The organism is Exiguobacterium sp. s141 (assembly GCF_018618085.1).
Classification (GTDB): Bacteria; Bacillota; Bacilli; order Exiguobacteriales; family Exiguobacteriaceae; genus Exiguobacterium; species Exiguobacterium mexicanum_A.
On sequence record NZ_JACSLJ010000002.1, the window covers coordinates 666,585 to 684,923 of the forward strand.

Consider the following 18,339-nt stretch of genomic DNA (forward strand, 5'->3'; position numbering starts at 1 on the left):
ATACCATTTCCATTTCAAAAAATAACGTGATATACTAGTTTTGTAATCATATATATAGTAAATTTCAAAACTAAGGAGTGAGAGCGGTGATTCAAATTAAAGGACTGACGAAGCGTTTCGATGCGTCACACGGCATCTTCGACGTGTCGTTCACGGTCGAGCCGGGAACCGTGTTCGGATTTATCGGACCGAACGGGGCGGGGAAATCGACGACGATTCGTCACTTGATGGGGTTGCTCCACGCTGAATCTGGTGTCGCCACCGTCATGGGACATGATTGCTGGAACGAGAGTGAGACGGTGAAGGCGCTTGTCGGCTATTTGCCTGGCGAAATCAATTATCCACAGGACATGACTGCGGAGGATGTCATCCGACTGACTCGGAAACTTCATGTGACGAGCGCGGAGCGCGAACGGACGTTGCGTGACGTGTTCGCCTTCGATACGTCACTCAAAGTGCGCAAGATGTCGAAAGGAATGAAACAAAAACTTGCCATCGTCACCTGCTTCATGAAAGATGTGCCGGTTTATATTCTCGATGAACCGACGAGCGGGCTCGACCCGCTCATGCAGGAACGGCTCGTCGATTGGGTCATCGCTGAGAAAACAGCGGGTAAGGCGGTCTTGATGAGTTCCCACCACTTCCCGGAGATGGAGAAGACGTGTGACCGGGCCGCACTCATCCGTGATGGTCGGATGATCATCGAAGCGGAGATGACCGAGTTAAAACGGCATAGTCAGAAGACGTATCTGATCGAATTGAAGGACGAGGCGGCAGCAATGCGGTTGAGCGAAGAAGTCGGTTCGCGTGACGGTGTGGTCGTCACCGTCACTTTATCGACGGTCGAAGAGTTGAACGACTTGATTCATCGACTCGCCCGTCACGAAGTCCAATCGTTGTCGAGCGGCACGGACGAACTCGAGCATCTGTTCATGCAATATTATGGGGAGGCGAAATAAATGGTTCTCATCTCGGCACTGTTTAAACAAAATCGTAGCTGGATTCTTGGGTACTCGCTCGGGACGAGCCTCTACTTGTTCTTTTTGGCGGCGGTGTTCCCATCCATCCAAGAGACGGGGCTGATTGAAGGAAAGTTGGATTCGTTGCCACCCGAGTTGCTAGAAGTGTTTAAAATCGACCCGAACTTGGCGATGGACAACGTCATCAATCTGCTCGCGGGCAATTACTATGGGCTCATCTTTTACGTATTGGCCATCCTGTTCGCGCTCACGTTCGCCTCACGGCTCATGGCTAAACCGGTCGATTCGGGTGAGGTCATGCTTTATTTGGCCGCACCGATTTCACGTGGCGGTTACGTGACGGCTAGTATGGTGTTGCTTGTGATCGCGAGTGGTATGCTCGTCGGGTTGAACGGGCTCAATCTGATGCTCGCCAACGTGTTGTTTGATTTACATATCGACATCGGCTTACTGTGGACGCTTCAGTTGAACGCAGGACTGATTCTAGTCGTCCTGGGTGCGCTCGCCTATGTGCTCGCAAGCCTGTTCGACGACAGCACACGGTCATATATGGTCACAGGTGGGATTTTCGCGCTCTTCTTGATGGCGAACGTCTTCTCGGGATTTAGTGACCAGCTCGACTGGTTGAATACGTTATCGATTTTCTCGTTGTTTGACGCCAACGCTCAAATCCAAGGGGAATCAGCGTTTCGTTCTTTCATCTGGTTGGGGGGACTTCTCATCGTCGCCATGCTGTTGTCTTATGGACGTTTTACCCGAAAAGATTTGACGATTTAGTTTTTCGAAATAGAATGACGGGTATGATACAATCAGCTCGAACAGATTGGAAAGGGGAATGATTGCATGCAACTCGCAACGTTACGTAACGGTGTCAAAATTCCAATGATCGGCTTTGGGGTGTGGCAAGTCGACAACGAGACGGAGGCGCCACAGGCCGTCGCCGAGGCACTCAAAGTCGGATATCGTCATATCGATACAGCAGCCGTCTATAAGAATGAAGAAGGCGTCGCCAAAGGGATTCAAGAATCAGGCGTCGCTCGTGAAGATATCTTTTTGACGTCGAAGATTTGGAACGAAGACATTCGCCAGCGACGGACGAAAGAGGCGTTCGACGAATCACTCGCTCGACTCGAGACTGACTATTTAGATCTTTGTCTGCTCCACTGGCCAGTCGACGGGTTCGTCGAGGCGTGGAAAGATTTGATTGACCTCTATGAGGCCGGTAAAATCAAGGCGATCGGGGTGTCGAACTTCAAAGAACACCATCTCGAAACGTTGAAAGAAGCGGGTCTCATGACGCCCCTCATCAATCAAATCGAGTTGCACCCGCAACTGCCGCAACCGGACCTCGTCGAGTATTGCCAAGACGAGGGCATTCAAGTTGAGGCTTGGAGCCCGCTCATGCAAGGGAAGTTCCTCGACATCCCGACTTTCGCTGAGATCGCGGAGAAACACGGCAAGACGCCGGCGCAAGTCGTGCTTCGCTGGCATTTGGACACGGGGAATGTCGCGCTTCCGAAATCCGTCACACCGCACCGCATTCAAGAGAACTTCGAAGTGTTCGACTTTGCGCTCGATGCGGACGACTTGGCGAAAATCGATGCCGTGGCGACACATGACCGTCTCGGTCCCGACCCGGACGAGATCGACTTCTAAACAATTGATGTTGTCGCCCACCTACTTAGGTGGACGATCCCGAATGCGGTGACACTGCCGCTTCTTCGACACGACTCCGGTTAAGGCCGGAGTCGTTTTATTTATGTGTCCAGCGAGTTATTCAGGAGCTAGTCCGGATGTGTATGAGCGTTGGCACATGGGTATAGAAAACTATGCTAATAAAGGAGGTGTCAGGTCTTCTTCGGAGGATCGTACTTATGGACTTATCAAAATGGCCTTTAATCAACTGGCTGGCGTTTTTGGCGACGGTCGTCATCAACTACTTCGCGAGCGGTGAAAATGCGGCCGTGTCGGACCGAATCGATATTTACTTCAAACCGGCCGGCTACGCGTTCTCGATTTGGGGCGTGATTTATATCGCGCTCGCCGTCTGGCTCGTCTTGCAACTGAAGAAAGGGTCGGTTGCGAACCGGCAGGCGAATCGGATGAAAGCGGGCTTTCTTGTCTCGTGTATCTTGAACGGCCTCTGGTTGCTCACGTTCACGAACGAGTGGTTCATCGCTTCGCTCGTCGTCATGATCGCATTTCTCGCGACGCTCGCTTGGCTCTATTACATCGCCTTCCGGACGTCGACAAGTTGGCTCGACCGGTTCCCGTTCTCGATTTATATCGGCTGGGTGTCCGTCGCGACGATCGTCAACGTGTTCGTCGTCATGAACCGAGAAAATGTCACCACGTTGCTCGGGCTCGACGAATTGGCTTGGACGTCGCTCATGCTCATGGTCGGTGTTGTCCTCGCACTCGTCTTCATGTGGTGGCATCGTGACTTCATCTATCCGCTCGTCTTCGTCTGGGCCTACGTCGCCATCTTCGCACGAATCGACAATGCGACGCTTTACGTCGTCCTCGTCAGTGCCTTGATTTTGCTTACCCTCGGCTATGTCGGATTGATCATTTGGAAAAAGCCACGGGCATTTTTGCATCACTCACGAAAAACGGTTGAATAAGGTCGAAAGCAGAAGCGGTAGCTCAATAGACTACCGCTTTTTTTGTGAGACTATTTGAGTTCTTATGAACCTATATATCAATATATTTTATGGATAATTATTCTTTATGCATTATAACATGTTTTCAAAAATTGCTTGATAACGTTAATGAATCCGCTTACATCGATATGGTGATGGACGTAAATTATGCAGAATGGTATACAAGCCCCTTGATTTATCAGAATATTTAGAACAAAATAAAATTTACGAAACAAGATCGAGAGAGAGGGGTTGATTCGATGAAGCGAACAGGCTTGTACGATTCACGATTCGAAAAAGACGCATGTGGCATTGGGCTATATGTCAACCTAAACGGAGAGAAGAAACACGACATTGTCAGTAAATCATTATCGATGCTCTGTAAACTGGAGCACCGGGGCGGGCAAGGCGTCATCGATGCCGGAGACGGCGCGGGGATCATGACCGAGCTACCGCACGAACTGTTCCTCGAGACGATGAATTTGCCGACACCAGGTCGCTACGCGGTCGGGATGGTCTTTTTCCAACCTGACGAATCACGGCTGCAAGAAAAGCAACGGCAGATGGAAGCGATTGCCGATGAGTTTGACTATGCGACCATCGCCTGGCGTGAGGTCCCGGTCGATAGTCTGGCCATTGGGGAACACGCCCGGGTGACACAGCCGACGATTTATCAATGGTTCGTTTCTTGCCCATTCGCAGACTACGACTCGAACGAGCGGACACTCTACCAACTCAGACGGACGATTGAGAAGACCGAAGACTTGAATCTATACATGCCGAGTTTATCGACGAAGACGATCGTTTATAAAGGGATGCTGACGCCTGAACAGATCGAGCGGTTTTATCTCGATTTGCAGGCGCCGGCCTATAAGAGCACGTTCGGTATCGTCCATTCTCGCTTCTCGACGAACACGTTCCCATCATGGGAGCGGGCCCATCCGAACCGCATGATTGTGCACAACGGAGAAATTAACACACTCCGCGGCAATATCGACGCGATGCGAGCGCGCGAAGGCGTGACATCGACCGATTTGTTCGAGGACGTGAATCAGCTGTTCCCAGTCCTTCAAGAGACGGGCAGCGATTCGTCGATGCTCGATAACGCCTTCGAGTTCTTCACACGGACCGGTCGTTCCATCGCTCATACGGCGATGATGCTCATCCCTGAGCCGTTCGCAGAAGTAAAAATAGATCCGTTCAAAAAAGACTTCTACCAATATCATTCATCGATCATGGAGCCTTGGGATGGACCGACTGGTGTCGTCTTCACGGACGGCCGTCAAATCGGCGCCATCTTGGATCGGAACGGACTGCGACCGATGCGTTATATCGAGACGCTTGATGGCGAACTCATCTTGTCGTCTGAGAGCGGCGTCATCCCCGTACAAGCCGAGAACGTGAAGTCGAAACAGCGACTTCGTCCAGGCCAGCTCCTATTGATCGACTTAGAGTCGAAACGCCTCATCCCTGACGCGGAAATCAAACAGACGATCGCGCGCGCCGAGCCGTACGGTAAATGGTTGAAGCAGATGACTAAGCTTGAAGAGTCTCCGGTCGAAGAGCCGTTCGTCGCCGACCTGCACCGGAAACAGCGGGCGTTCGGTTACACGAAAGAAGATATCGAACAATATCTCGTCCCACTCATCCTTGAGAAGAAAGACCCGATTGGTTCGATGGGTCATGACCAACCGGTCGCGGTCTTGTCTGAACGACCACGTTCGTTGTTCCATTACTTCAAACAGCACTTCGCCCAAGTCACGAACCCACCAATCGATGCATTGCGTGAGAAGATCGTCACGGCCACGTTCACGTGGCTCGGACCACTCGCAAACCCGGTCCACACCGGCCGCGGTCATGCGCGTCGCGTCTGGCTCAAACATCCGTTCCTTGATGCGGCCGCGGTCGAACAAGTGAACGAGACGCTTCGCGTCGAACGGGTCGAGACGACATACGAACACGACCTCGAGGCTGCTCTTGAGACGTTGTTCGAACGTGTCGAAGGGCTCGTCCGCGACGGTGCTGAAGTCATCATCTTGTCAGACCGAAGCATGAACGAAAACCTGTTGGCGATGCCGTCGCTCCTCGTCTTGAGCGCCGTCCACCAACATTTGATTCGCGTCAACCTTCGCGCGTCGTGCAGTCTCGTCGCTGAGAGTGGCGAAGTGCGTGAAGTGCACCAAGCGGCCGCCTTGATTGGGTACGGCGCTGACGCCGTCTATCCGTATCTCGCCTATGCGACGATTGCCGAGGCGGTCGAGGCCGGTCAACTGCCATACTCGTTCACAGAAGCCGTTCGCCGCTATCAGACGGCATCGGTCGATGGCATCGTCAAGATCATGTCGAAGATGGGGATCTCGACCGTACAAAGTTACCGTGGGGCCCAAATCTTTGAGGCGGTCGGGATTGACCGTGCCTTGATCGAACGCCATTTCCGCGGGACGACATCACAGTTGTCCGGTGTCGGTTTCACCGAACTCGAAGAAGAGTCGCGCCGGCAGCATGAATCTGCCTATAAGCGCGAACGACCGCTCGAGGCCGGAGCCGACTTCCAATGGCGCGCTGATGGGGAAGAGCACGCCTTTAACCCGAAGACGATTCATTTGCTCCAGCGTGCCTGCCGTGAGAACGAGCGCCGGTATTATGACGCCTACGTCAAACTCCACGAATCGTCAGGCCAATTCTTGCGTCAATTGTTCGCGTTTAAACAGCAGGAGGCCGTCCCGCTCGACGAAGTCGAATCGGTCGCCTCGATTGTCAGCCGCTTCAAGACGGGGGCGATGTCATTCGGTTCCCTTTCGAAAGAAGCCCACGAGACGCTCGCCATCGCCATGAACCAAATCGGCGGCAAGAGCAACTCAGGAGAAGGCGGGGAGGACCGGAATCGGTTCACGCCTGATGAGGACGGCAGTGAACGCGTCAGTCGCATCAAGCAAGTCGCAAGTGGTCGTTTCGGTGTGACGGCCGAATATTTGTATCACGCCGATGAGATTCAAATCAAGATGGCGCAAGGTGCGAAGCCGGGTGAGGGTGGACAATTGCCAGGGAACAAAGTATATCCATGGGTCGCCGAAGTGCGCGGCTCAGTCCCAGGTGTCGGACTCATCTCGCCACCGCCGCACCACGACATCTATTCGATTGAAGATTTGGCTCAGCTGATCTTCGACTTGAAGCACGTCAACCCGAACGCGAAAATCAGCGTCAAACTCGTCTCGAAGTCAGGCGTCGGGACGATCGCGGCCGGTGTCGCCAAAGCGAACGCCGACACGATTGTCATCAGTGGCTATGACGGAGGAACCGGGGCGTCACCACGGACATCAATCAAGCATACGGGACTCCCGTGGGAGCTCGGTCTGCTCGAGACGCATCAGACGCTCGCGTTGAACGGACTCCGGGGCCGCGTCACGCTCGAGACCGACGGTAAGCTCATGACCGGGCGTGATATCGTCCTCGCCGCCATCTTCGGCGCCGAAGAATACGCGTTCGCGACGGCGCCGCTCGTCGTGCTCGGTTGTATCATGATGCGGGCGTGTCACCTCGACACGTGTCCGGTCGGTGTCGCCACACAAGACCCGGCCTTGCGCGCAAAGTTCATGGGCAAACCCGAACACGTCGTCAACTTGATGACGTTCCTCGCCGAAGACGTGCGAGAGATTTTAGCCTCGCTCGGTGCGAAATCGCTCCGTGACGTCATCGGCCGGACCGACTTGTTAGAGGAAAGCGTCTGGAAACAAGAACATCCGAAAGCGAGAACACTTGATTTGGCACCGATGCTATCGATTCCGACAGCGTTGCCGGAAAAAGAAGAGTTGCCGCATCCGGCCTATCAGTCGTATGACCACCGAAAATTGATCCCGGCCGTATCACGCTCAATCAAGTCGCTCCAACCGACGTTCTTCGTCGGCCGCGTCCGCAACACGGACCGCGCCGTCGGGACGATGCTCGGGCATGAAGTGACGAAAGTGCATGGCAACGTCGGTCTCGCCGAGGATACGATTTCACTTCGCCTCAGCGGATCGGCCGGCCAAAGTTTAGGGGCGTTCCTGCCGAGCGGGATCACGATCTCGGTCATCGGTGACGCGAACGATTACGTCGGGAAAGGCTTGAGTGGTGGAAAACTCGCCGTCATCGCCGAGAAACATGCCCCGTTTGAAGAGAGCGAACAAGTCATCGCTGGGAACGTCTGTCTCTACGGCGCGACGTCTGGGATGGCGTTCTTCAACGGTCATGTCGGAGAACGATTTGCCGTCCGTAACTCGGGTGCGGTCGCTGTGACAGAAGGCGTCGGCGATCACGGCTGTGAGTACATGACTGGTGGGACGGTCGTCGTCCTCGGGGATGTCGGGCGTAACTTCGGTGCCGGGATGTCGGGCGGGGTCGCCTATCTGTACGGGGACCAAGCGTACGAACAGCTCGTCAACCAAGAACTCGTCTCGGTCGACCGTGAGTTGACTGACGAGGATGCCGAACAGATTTACGCGTTGCTCGAGATGCACCAGTTCCATACGGACAGTGTCAAAGCGAGAGCTGTGCTCGAGGCGTTCGAGCAAGAACGCAAACGCTTCGTCAAAATCGTGCCGCGTGACTATGCGAACGTGCTTGACGTCATGCGTCACATCGAGGCGACGCGTCCGGAATTGAGTGACGCCGACCGCGCCCTCGAACTATTCCGTGTCGTGACTGAAGGAGGGGGAGTATGAGACATAAATTTATCGATATCCCACGACAGACATTGCCGGAGCGCTCAGTCGTCGAACGGGTTCATGATTATAAAGAATACGCTTCCCGCATGGAAGACGGACCAATCGTCAAACAAGCCGAGCGCTGCATGGATTGCGGCACCCCGTTCTGTCACGTCGGGGATATGATTGGACAAGAGACGATCGGTTGCCCGATTCACAATTTGATTCCGGAGTGGAACAAGCTCGTAACGGATCAGGACTGGTATCGAGCCTATGAACGGTTGATGGAGACGAATAACTTCCCGGAGTTCACGGGTCGTGTCTGTCCGGCGCCGTGTGAAGGATCTTGTACGCTCGGTATCAGCGAAGACCCGGTCGCCATCAAATCGATTGAGCGGACGATTATCGACCGCGCCTTCGAGGAAGGCTGGGTCAAACCTCGTCACGTCGTGAAGCGGACCGGACGCCGTGTCGCCATCATCGGCAGCGGGCCGGCTGGGCTCGCAGCGGCCGATCAGTTGAATCAGCTCGGCCATGCGGTCACGATTTATGAGAAAGCGGATGAGGCGGGCGGCCTGTTGTTCTATGGCATCCCGAATATGAAGCTCGAGAAAGATGTCGTCCGACGTCGTGTACGTCTGCTTGAGGCGGAGGGGATTCGCTTCAAGACGGGCGTGAACGTCGGGACCGATGTGACCATCGAGTCACTCCGTCACACGTACGATGCCGTCATTCTCGCCACGGGGGCTCAAAAACAGCGTATGCTCGGCATCGATGGGGATGATGCCACAGGCGTCGAGCCGGCGATGGATTATTTGACCGAGTCGACGCGTTCGCTCGGCGGGAAATCGCTCGACGCTCGATTCGACGCCAACGGGAAAGACGTCATCGTCATCGGTGGCGGGGACACGGGCGCGGACTGTGTGGCGACGGCAATCCGTCAAGGCGCCAAGTCGGTGACGCAGTTCGGGAAGCATCCGGAGAAAGGCATGTTCCGGGCGCCGGAGAAGCCATGGCCGCTCCAACCGGACACGTTATCGACCGATTACGCTTATGCGGAAGCAATCGAACACTTCGACCACGACCCGCGCACATATTTGATTCGCTCGAACCGGGTCATCAAACAAGGGGACCGGGTGGTCGGGATTGAGACGGAGCGGATGGAGAAAATCGTCAAACCGGACGGACAGGCGACGTTCTTCGTCGTCGACGGTTCGGTCGAGACGTATCCAGCCGATCTCGTGCTTGTCGCCATCGGATTCGAACGACCGGAGCGTGAACTCCGGAAAGTCGGCATCGAGGCGAACCATGACTATACGTCGAACGTCGAGGGTGTGTTTGTCGCAGGCGATGCGAGACGGGGACAAAGCTTGATTGTTTGGGCAATCCGGGAAGGCCGCGAAGTCGCGGATACCGTCGACGGATACTTGAACACTTGTCAACAACAGCTAAAAACTTCATCATAAAAAGGAGCGACGATTTCGTCGCTCCTTTTTACATGGACATTTAGGAGGAATTAGCAATGATTATCGAGATCCTCATGTATACCGGGATTTGGTTCTTACTCGTGCTCGTCTTGCTCGGCACGATTTACGCTCGGCGCAATCGGAAGTGATTACAGTACCATGGCGGCAATCAAGCCGAAGATGATGAGCGGGATATTGTAGTGGAGGAACGTCGGCCACACCGTCTCACGCAAGTGATCGTGTTGACCGTCGGCGTTCAAGCCGCTTGTTGGTCCGAGTGTCGAGTCACTCGCCGGGCTACCGGCGTCACCGAGTGCACCGGCCGTCCCGATGATGGCGATTGTCGCCTCGACCGAGAAACCGTATTGGATGCAGAGCGGGACGAAGATGGCTGCGATAATCGGAACCGTCGAGAAACTTGAACCGATGCCGAGCGTGATGACGAGTCCGACGAGGAGCATGACGAGTGCGGCCACGAATTGTGAGTCACCCATGATGCCGCTCGCACCGCTGACGAGCGGTTCGATGGCACCGGTCGCGCGAATGACGGCTGCGAAACCGCTCGCTGCGATCATGACGAAACCGATAAAAGCCATCATGCGCATACCGCTCGAGAAGATGTCATCGGCCTCTGACCAAGGGATGAGGCGAAGCAACGTCAACAAGATGAGTCCTGTGACGGCCGAGGCGATCATCGACTCGGTCTGAAGCTGTACGACGAGCACGACGAGGATGACAGCGGCCGTGAGCCAAATCTTGAGCGGGCTCAACGTCCGGACCTCATAGTCGCTTGGTCCGAGTTGAATCGTCTCATACGAACGCGGCTTCCGATAGTGGAAGAAGGCCGTGATGAGACCGACGAGCATTCCGAGCGCCGGGATGGCCATGATGCTGACGATGTTGACATCACCGACGGTCATGCCGTTCGTTTCCACGTTCGGCAGCAAAATCTCGTTCAAGTAAATGCCACCGAATCCGACCGGGAGTAACATGTACGGGGTGACGAGACCGAATGTGAGAATCGTCGCCACGAGTCGGCGGTCGAGCTTCAACTCGTTAAACAGCACGAGGAGCGGCGGGATGACGATCGGGATGAACGCGATGTGAATCGGTAGCGCGTTTTGTGAACTTATCGCTAGAAGTAATAAGAACGATAGCAATAGCGCCTTGACCCGTGTCACACTTTTGCCAGTGACGTCGCGTCCTGACATGGAAATTAACTTTTCAGCCAGGACGTCTGGGAGTCCAGTTTTTGATAGACCGACGGCGAAGGCGCCGAGCAACGCGTAACTGAGGGCGATTGTCGCACCTCCGCCGAGCCCGTCACTGAAGGCGGTCAACGTCTCATTGAATCCGAGACCTCCGACCAGACCACCGACGACGGCGGCAAGGATGAGTGACAAGACGATGTGCACGCGACTGATCGCGAGCGCGAATAATACGATAACAGCTAATAAGACAGCATTCATCAATTCCAACACCTTTCATTCAAAAACTCTTTCTCATATTATCACTTTAATATGATAAAGACTTTTGAAATTTAACATATGTGTTTCGGGTTGTCAAATCGATTGTTCAAAAAAAGCGATAACTCCGAAAAGTTATCGCTCGTTCGTCATCCTTCAACGTTATGGTATACCTGGCGCACGTCTTCGAGGTCTTCGAGGACGTCGAGCAGTTTTTCAAACTGTTCTTTCGACTCGTCGTCGAGGGCAATCTCATTTTGTGGCAACATCGTCAACTCGGCGACTTCAAACGTCTCGATGCCCGCTGCTTTGAAGGCAGTCTGGACGGCATGGAACGCTTCTGGTTCCGCATAGACGATCACCGTCTCATCTTCTTCGATGACATCACGGACGTCGAGGTCATGCTCCATCATGAGTTCGAGCACGTCGTCGGCACTCATGCCGCTGACACCGATGACAGCCGTCGCGTCGAACATGTAAGCGACCGACCCGCTGACACCCATGTTGCCGCCGTTTTTACCGAAAGCGGCGCGGACTTCAGACGCCGTCCGGTTGACGTTGTTCGTGAGCGTGTCGACGATGAGCATCGAGCCGTTCGGTCCGAATCCTTCATAGCGGAGCTCGTCGAAGTTCTCTTCGTCGCCGCCCTTCGCTTTGTCGATAGCACGGTCGATGATTGCGCGCGGGACGTTGTACGTTTTCGCTCGTTCGACGACGAACTTGAGTGCTTGGTTTGATTCTGGATCTGGTTCCCCTTGACGGGCGACTACGTAGATTTCACGGCCGAACTTCGCATAAATGCGACTCGTATTGGCGTCTTTTGACGCCTTTTTCTCTTTAATGTTGTTCCATTTACGACCCATTACATGTCATCTCTCTTTCCATTGTTCGATTGATTCATCCTCGATTATATAAGAAGACGTGAATGTTGACGAGCAAAAATCATCCCTCGCTTTTATCCATCTTCTCGACGATCTCCGTCAACGTCTTCAAACTGTCAATCAGGCGGTCCGTCTCTTCCTCGTTCAGAAACGCGAGACGGTCCTCGAACAGGCGACGGAATGAATCGCGACGCTCGCGGAGGACGAGTTCGCCCTTTTCGGTCAGTTGATTCCAGATGACGCGGCGATCGCGTTCGTCCGGGACGCGGGTGATGTAGCCCTCATCGACGAGCTTCGTGATGAGCGGCGTCACGTTCGGCGGGGCAATCGATAACGTCTCACTGATGTGTCCGTTCGTGACCGCGCCTTCATCTTCAATCAACATGAGGAGATGAAAGTGGGAAAAGTTTAAGTTTGGGATTTGCGGAAGGTCGGAACGACGTAACAACTTCCGGCGAATAAATGGGATCAGTTTCACGAACTGATCGGCTGCGTCTTGTCTCGGCATAATCATGTCACTTCCTAATTAGGTTCTTTCTTCATTATACACGACCGAGGACGGGGTGGACGACCAATCCTTGTTGCGTGACAAATTGCACAGCACATCAGACAAACAGGCGTCACAATACATGTAAGCGTTTACATTTTTTAGACTTCATCTTTTCATGAAAACGCATTCGATTTTACTGAGCGTCACCCTAAAAAGCAAGACCTATCCTCATTCTCTTAAAGAATATTGTGAAAGAGTTCACATTGTTGTCACGCACAAACTATGAGAAACGTTGTATTCTATGAATGTGAAGGAAAGCACAAACTCTTCTCAAACCAACTGATTGCCCCGTGCTCTCCATCAAGTCAACAGTATAAGCTCTCATTCATGAGGAGGAAACCAACATGGCAGTTAAAGAGAAAGCAGTAGTAGAAACATCAGCAGAACAGATGGTCGACACGCTCGTCACCCGAGCTCACACAGCGCTCGAGACGTTGATGACGTTCGACCAAGAGAAAATCGATGCGATCGTTCAGGCAATGGCGTTAGCCGGTCTCGAACAACACGTCGCCCTCGCGAAACATGCATATGAAGAAACAGGTCGCGGTGTGTTTGAAGATAAAATGATCAAAAACATCTTTGCGACAGAATATATTTATAACTCACTCCGTGGCGAGAAGACGGTCGGCGTCATCGAAGACGACGAGCAAAACGGTATTACGTACATCGCCGAACCAGTCGGCGTCGTCGCTGGGGTCACACCGGTCACGAACCCGACGTCAACGACGATGTTCAAAGCGATCATCGCCATCAAAACACGTAACCCGATCATCTTCGGTTTCCACCCATCGGCTCAACAGTGTTCAAGTGAAGCGGCACGCATCCTTCGTGACGCAGCCATCGAAGCAGGCGCACCGGAACATTTGATTCAATGGGTTGAAAAACCGTCACTCGACGCGACGAAAGCGCTCATGAACCACCCAGGTGTTGCCATGGTCCTCGCAACTGGTGGAGCGGCGATGGTCAAATCAGCCTACTCGACTGGTAAACCAGCCCTCGGTGTCGGTCCTGGTAACGTTCCGGCCTACATCGACAAAACAGCAAAAGTAAAACGTGCCATCTCGGACGTCATCTTGTCGAAAACATTCGACAACGGCATGATCTGTGCATCGGAACAAGCGATTATCGTCGACCAAGAAGTGTATGAAGAAGTGAAAGCGGAAATGACGGCGCTCGGTTGCTACTTCTGCTCACCAGAAGAGAAAGCGAAACTCGAGACACTCGTCATCAAAACTGACTCATGTGCGGTCAACCCTGAAATCGTCGGGAAGCCGGCAGCCTGGATCGCCGAACGAGCTGGACTCACAGTCCCAGCCGACACGAAAATTTTGATTGCCGAACTCGAGACGGTCGGTGCGACAGAGTTGCTCTCACACGAGAAACTTAGCCCAGTACTAGGAGCCTACAAAGTCCAATCGCGTGAAGAAGGTTTCGCCATCGCTGAGAAGATGCTCGAAATCGGTGGTCTCGGTCATACGGCAGCCATCCACTCGACAGACGACGACGCCATCCTCGCATTCGGACTCCGGATGAAAGCTTGCCGCATCATCGTCAACTCGCCAACGGCACACGGCGGGATCGGTGACCTCTATAACGAAATGACACCATCACTCACACTCGGTTGTGGGTCGTACGGTAAAAACTCCGTCTCTGAGAACGTGACGGCGAAACATCTACTCAACGTGAAAAAGGTGGCGAGACGTCGCGTGAATATGCAATGGTTTAAAGTCCCTGAAAAGATTTACTTTGAGAAAAACTCGGTCCAATACCTTCAATCGCTCACATCGAAAAAACGGGCGATGATCGTTACAGATGAAATGATGGTCAAACTCGGATTTGCCGATAAAGTCGTCAAAAACTTGCCGGCTGGTGTCGAGTACCGCATCTTCGACCAAGTCGAGCCAGACCCATCGGTCGAGACGGTCATGCGCGGTGCCGAAGCAATGCGTCACTTCCAACCAGACATGATTATCGCACTCGGTGGTGGATCACCGATGGATGCCGCGAAAGGCATGTGGCTCTTCTACGAACGCCCAGAAGAGAAGTTCTCGAACCTTCGCCAAAAATTCATGGATATCCGCAAGCGGACGTACAAGTTCCCGACACTCGGCAACAAGTCGATGTTCGTCGCCATCCCAACAACATCAGGTACGGGTTCTGAAGTGACACCGTTCACGGTCATCACAGATAAGAAACGCAACGTCAAATACCCGATCGCTGACTATGCGATCACACCGGACGTCGCCATCGTCGACCCTGAGTTCGTCATGACGGTCCCAGCTTCAATCACGGCTGATACAGGTATGGACGTGTTGACACACGCCATCGAAGCGTACGTTTCGGTCATGGCAAACGACTATACGGATGGACTCGCGCTTCGTTCGATGAAGATGATTTTCGATTACCTCCCGAAAGCGTATGAGAACGGCAGTGACGCCGAAGCACGTCAGAAAGTCCACAACGCATCAACAATGGCTGGTATGGCTTTCGCGAATGCGTTCCTCGGTATCAACCACTCGATCGCACACAAAATCGGCGGCGAGTTCCATGTCCCGCACGGACGGACGAACGCGATCCTTATGCCGCACGTCATCCGCTATAACGCGACACGCCCATCGAAACTCGCGGCGTTCCCGAAATATGAGTCATTCATCGCCGACGAGCGTTACGCTGAAATCGCGCGCTATCTCGGACTTCCAGCAAGCACGACGGAAGAAGGCGTCGAGTCGCTCATCCAAGCGATCATCGAGCTCGGTCAGCGCTTGAACATCAAGCTCTCGTTCAAAGCCCAAGGCATCAAGAAAGCGGACCTCGACGCGAAAATCGACAAGATGGCAGTCGACGCGTTCGAAGACCAATGTACGACGGCTAACCCGAAAATGCCGCTCGTCGAAGAATTGAAAGAAATCATGTACGCTGCTTTCGAAGGCGTATAAGTCTTACAATGTCTAAACGGTTTCCCTCCTAAGAGGGAGGCCGTTTTTTCTTGAAAAATAAATATACAATTGTCAGATCACTTAATATAATAGGATAATACAACCATTTATTGGTGAGTTTTTTTATGGAGATACGTAGATGACCATTATGTACAGCATACTGTCGGCACTATTTACTATTTTTCTTTATTTTAATCCGCTCTCATCAACAAGTCCTTATGAGACAGCGGAACACTTTGCGTCATACGACCGTCAAATTGATAGTTGGGAGAACATGGAGTTATTCGAGTCGCTCGGGACCGACCTTGATTTGAGCATGGACCGCGTCGTACATGATGCGCCCATCCAAACCTATTGGACGGATGTGATAGTTGAGGGTGAGACGTTTGAAGGTTATTCATCGATGATGGTGCAGGATGCGATTCAAGGCGAGGTCGTTCATATTGAATGGGATGCACCGATTCCGGATGTGACCGATAAAATCGTCGTCTTGCCGATGACCGACGAGTCATTTGAGAAACGAGATGGTGCTTACGAGGTTGATCATTATGGTGAAGTGTTAAATGACGAGTTGGCGAACCGCTATTTATCAAAATTGAATGAGGCGGGAGCGGTCGGCTATCTTATCACCCCACATAAAGAAGCCCCGGACGAATCCGGCTTCGTCTACGTATCGGCGGCGCTTCAGATGGGTGGGACAGGAATCTATGAAGATTTGGCGGCGTTGCTTGAAGATGGCCAAACCGTTGTCATCGAGCCGTTTAAAACGGAGATGGTGTACACCGAATTCATTCAGCAAGGGACGAGCGATGAGGAAGTCGTCGTCATGGCGCGGCTCGACAGTAGCGGATTCGGTGACCACGCGTTGATCGGTCTCGGAGGCGCCTCGATTTTATATCAGGTCATTCAAGCGATGGATGACGTGGAGACAGAAGCGACAATCCGTTACGTGTTTTTGAACGGATATGGCGAAGGTTATGAGGCGAGTACGCATTACCTGGACATGTTAAAGGAGCAGGGAGTGACGCCGAGAAGCGTGTTGTTGCTCGACTTGATCGGGACAGGGGAGACGGACCGATTCGTCAAAACGCACGGCATGAAGTCGTACCCGTTCATGGATAATGCCTCGTTCGAGGATGTCGAGGTGAGAAGTTTAGGGGTGTCGCTTTTAGACGAGTACCGCGAAGCCGGTATCGATGTCATCTCGGTAAACGATTCGATCACAGCAGAGCAGGACGTATTTACCGAAGAAGACACGATCGAGCGGCTGTCTGAAGAAGCGATGCGTGAGCACGTGGAGTGGTTAGTGGATTGGTTGAAGACCCAATAAGCGAGTGAGTAGACATATTTTATAGAAATGAAAGTACTTCCTGATCAGCGGAAGTACTTTTTTTACTCGTCGATTTTAAAAAATTCTAAAATGAAATAAATTCCATCGCTCGCAGAACAAGATACAAATAATATAGCGTCGGTATGAGTGTGATCAACAAACCAATCCGTTTCATTCGTCGTCTGAATTGCAAGAGGAACCTAATAATCCATAACGCGAACCACAACATAAAGTACCAGCGATAATGTGGGGTATATAATTTGGTAACGCTAGATTGATTTCATTCTACTTCCTAAAAAATTCGAAATCATCAACAAGTGTTGAACACGTAGTTTTGCTCGAACCGTACCTCGATGTCCGGTATGATGAGAGGGGAGGCGATACGATGGAACGACAACTGAATGTGACAACGAATTATGGACAACTGGCCGGTACGTGGATGACCCACGGCGAACCCCGTAAGACGGTCGTCCTGCTCAGCGGGAGCGGGCCGAGCGACCGGGACGGCAATCTTGGACCATCCCAATTCGGCACGTATAAAAAACTGGCCGAGGCGCTCTTTCAGATGGGTGTCAACGTCTACCGGTATGACAAACAAGGCATCGGTGAATCGGACGGTGATTTCAATAAAGTCGGGCTGCACGACTTGGTGACAGATGCGATCACCGTCGTCAACGCCATCAAACAGGAGCCGGACGCAGGGGACATGTATGTGCTCGGCCACAGCGAAGGGGCCGTCATCGCCCCGGCGGTCCAGCTCGAGACGAACGCGGCCGGACTGATTCTTCTCGCCGGATTCAACGATTCCTCAAAGAAGATGTTCTTGCTGCAAGCCGACGCACTCGCAACTGAAGTCGGTTCGGTGAAAGGACTCAAGGGCGTGTTCTATCGATTGACCGGCGTCCCGAAGAAGATTCGTCAGCGCCAAGACGATTTGCTCGAACGGTCACTGCGGACGAATGTCGCCGCTTTCAAGTACCGCGGCCAAGTCGTCAACGCCAAGTGGATTCGCGAGCATGCATCCTATGACGTCCGGGAGCGGCTCGAACATGTGCGTGTTCCCGTGCTCGCCCTGACCGGCGACCGCGACGTCCAAGTCCCACCGGAGCACGTCCATTCGATTCGGACGAAAGGGGACGTCGACAGCCACATCATCCATGACATGAACCACTTGCTCGTCGAACGGACGAGTCCGCACGCGCTCCTCACGTTGCATAAGGAATATCGGGACGCCATTGAGGTGCCGCTTCATCCCGAACTCATCCGCCGATTGAACGATTGGTTGATGAAACGATAATGAACTGTCAAAAACGGTCACTAAGTGACCGTTTTTTATGTTATAATTGTGACAAAGTAAAAAAAGATGAGTGTTTTTGAATGTTTATGATTGTTTTTTAAATGAAAAC

The 18,339-nt window shown here is 52.9% G+C and carries 12 protein-coding genes; 9 read left to right on the top strand and 3 right to left on the bottom strand.

Going from position 1 to position 18,339, the window contains the following annotated elements; all coding sequences use genetic code 11:
• Positions 1-86: 86 nt before the first annotated feature.
• From KNP74_RS07975 to KNP74_RS08000, 6 genes are all read left to right on the top strand, one after another.
• Positions 87-959 carry an ABC transporter ATP-binding protein gene (locus tag KNP74_RS07975; protein WP_214763974.1) on the top strand — a complete coding sequence of 291 codons (873 nt, stop codon included), beginning with the start codon at positions 87-89 and terminating at the stop codon, positions 957-959.
• Positions 960-1,757, top strand: a complete 798-nt coding sequence (locus KNP74_RS07980; protein ID WP_214763975.1) for an ABC transporter permease subunit — start codon at positions 960-962, stop codon at positions 1,755-1,757.
• A gap of 66 nt (positions 1,758-1,823) precedes the next feature.
• The gene (locus KNP74_RS07985; RefSeq protein WP_214763976.1) at positions 1,824-2,636 is read left to right on the top strand and encodes an aldo/keto reductase; all 813 of its coding nucleotides are present in this window, start codon (positions 1,824-1,826) and stop codon (positions 2,634-2,636) included.
• A 218-nt stretch (positions 2,637-2,854) separates the two neighbouring features.
• Complete coding sequence (locus KNP74_RS07990; RefSeq protein WP_034777451.1) at positions 2,855-3,604, top strand: TspO/MBR family protein; 750 nt, start codon at positions 2,855-2,857, stop codon at positions 3,602-3,604.
• Positions 3,605-3,882: 278 nt separating this feature from the next.
• The gene (gene gltB / locus KNP74_RS07995) at positions 3,883-8,322 is read left to right on the top strand and encodes a glutamate synthase large subunit (RefSeq protein WP_214763977.1); all 4,440 of its coding nucleotides are present in this window, start codon (positions 3,883-3,885) and stop codon (positions 8,320-8,322) included.
• Positions 8,319-9,770, top strand: coding sequence for a glutamate synthase subunit beta (locus KNP74_RS08000; protein ID WP_214763978.1), 1,452 nt, complete (start codon positions 8,319-8,321; stop codon positions 9,768-9,770). Before gltB ends, KNP74_RS08000 begins: the two co-directional genes overlap by 4 nt.
• Positions 9,771-9,919: 149 nt before the next feature.
• Here KNP74_RS08000 and KNP74_RS08005 read toward each other — a convergent pair whose 3' ends face one another.
• From KNP74_RS08005 to KNP74_RS08015, 3 genes are all read right to left on the bottom strand, one after another.
• The gene (locus KNP74_RS08005) at positions 9,920-11,239 is read right to left on the bottom strand and encodes a Na+/H+ antiporter family protein (RefSeq protein ID WP_214763979.1); all 1,320 of its coding nucleotides are present in this window, start codon (positions 11,237-11,239) and stop codon (positions 9,920-9,922) included.
• 146 nt (positions 11,240-11,385) lie between these two features.
• Positions 11,386-12,099: a YebC/PmpR family DNA-binding transcriptional regulator gene (locus KNP74_RS08010; RefSeq protein WP_214763981.1), complete on the bottom strand. Its 714-nt coding sequence runs from the start codon at positions 12,097-12,099 to the stop codon at positions 11,386-11,388.
• Positions 12,100-12,178: 79 nt separating this feature from the next.
• Positions 12,179-12,625 carry a MarR family winged helix-turn-helix transcriptional regulator gene (locus KNP74_RS08015; RefSeq protein WP_138859482.1) on the bottom strand — a complete coding sequence of 149 codons (447 nt, stop codon included), beginning with the start codon at positions 12,623-12,625 and terminating at the stop codon, positions 12,179-12,181.
• Between the two features lie 386 nt (positions 12,626-13,011).
• On the opposite strand from KNP74_RS08015, the gene adhE reads away from it, so the two are divergent.
• From adhE to KNP74_RS08030, 3 genes are all read left to right on the top strand, one after another.
• The gene (gene adhE, locus KNP74_RS08020) at positions 13,012-15,603 is read left to right on the top strand and encodes a bifunctional acetaldehyde-CoA/alcohol dehydrogenase (protein ID WP_214763982.1); all 2,592 of its coding nucleotides are present in this window, start codon (positions 13,012-13,014) and stop codon (positions 15,601-15,603) included.
• 274 nt (positions 15,604-15,877) lie between these two features.
• Entirely contained in the window at positions 15,878-16,933 is a 1,056-nt protein-coding gene (locus tag KNP74_RS08025; RefSeq protein WP_214763983.1) for a M28 family peptidase, read from the top strand.
• A 385-nt stretch (positions 16,934-17,318) separates the two neighbouring features.
• Positions 17,319-18,230, top strand: a complete 912-nt coding sequence (locus KNP74_RS08030; RefSeq protein WP_214763984.1) for an alpha/beta hydrolase — start codon at positions 17,319-17,321, stop codon at positions 18,228-18,230.
• The last annotated feature ends 109 nt before the right edge of the window (positions 18,231-18,339 follow it).

Bases quoted from the DNA above. Each gene is read 5' to 3' on its own strand.
- KNP74_RS08025 (WP_214763983.1), top strand. From the start codon at position 15,878: ATGGAGTTATTCGAGTCGCTCGGGACCGACCTTGATTTGAGCATGGAC.
- KNP74_RS07985 (WP_214763976.1), top strand. From the start codon at position 1,824: ATGCAACTCGCAACGTTACGTAACGGTGTCAAAATTCCAATGATCGGC.
- KNP74_RS08005 (WP_214763979.1), bottom strand. From the start codon at position 11,239: ATGAATGCTGTCTTATTAGCTGTTATCGTATTATTCGCGCTCGCGATC.
- KNP74_RS07980 (WP_214763975.1), top strand. From the start codon at position 960: ATGGTTCTCATCTCGGCACTGTTTAAACAAAATCGTAGCTGGATTCTT.
- KNP74_RS08010 (WP_214763981.1), bottom strand. From the start codon at position 12,099: ATGGGTCGTAAATGGAACAACATTAAAGAGAAAAAGGCGTCAAAAGAC.
- KNP74_RS08030 (WP_214763984.1), top strand. From the start codon at position 17,319: ATGGAACGACAACTGAATGTGACAACGAATTATGGACAACTGGCCGGT.
- gltB (WP_214763977.1), top strand. From the start codon at position 3,883: ATGAAGCGAACAGGCTTGTACGATTCACGATTCGAAAAAGACGCATGT.
- KNP74_RS07990 (WP_034777451.1), top strand. From the start codon at position 2,855: ATGGACTTATCAAAATGGCCTTTAATCAACTGGCTGGCGTTTTTGGCG.
- KNP74_RS08000 (WP_214763978.1), top strand. From the start codon at position 8,319: ATGAGACATAAATTTATCGATATCCCACGACAGACATTGCCGGAGCGC.
- adhE (WP_214763982.1), top strand. From the start codon at position 13,012: ATGGCAGTTAAAGAGAAAGCAGTAGTAGAAACATCAGCAGAACAGATG.
- KNP74_RS08015 (WP_138859482.1), bottom strand. From the start codon at position 12,625: ATGCCGAGACAAGACGCAGCCGATCAGTTCGTGAAACTGATCCCATTT.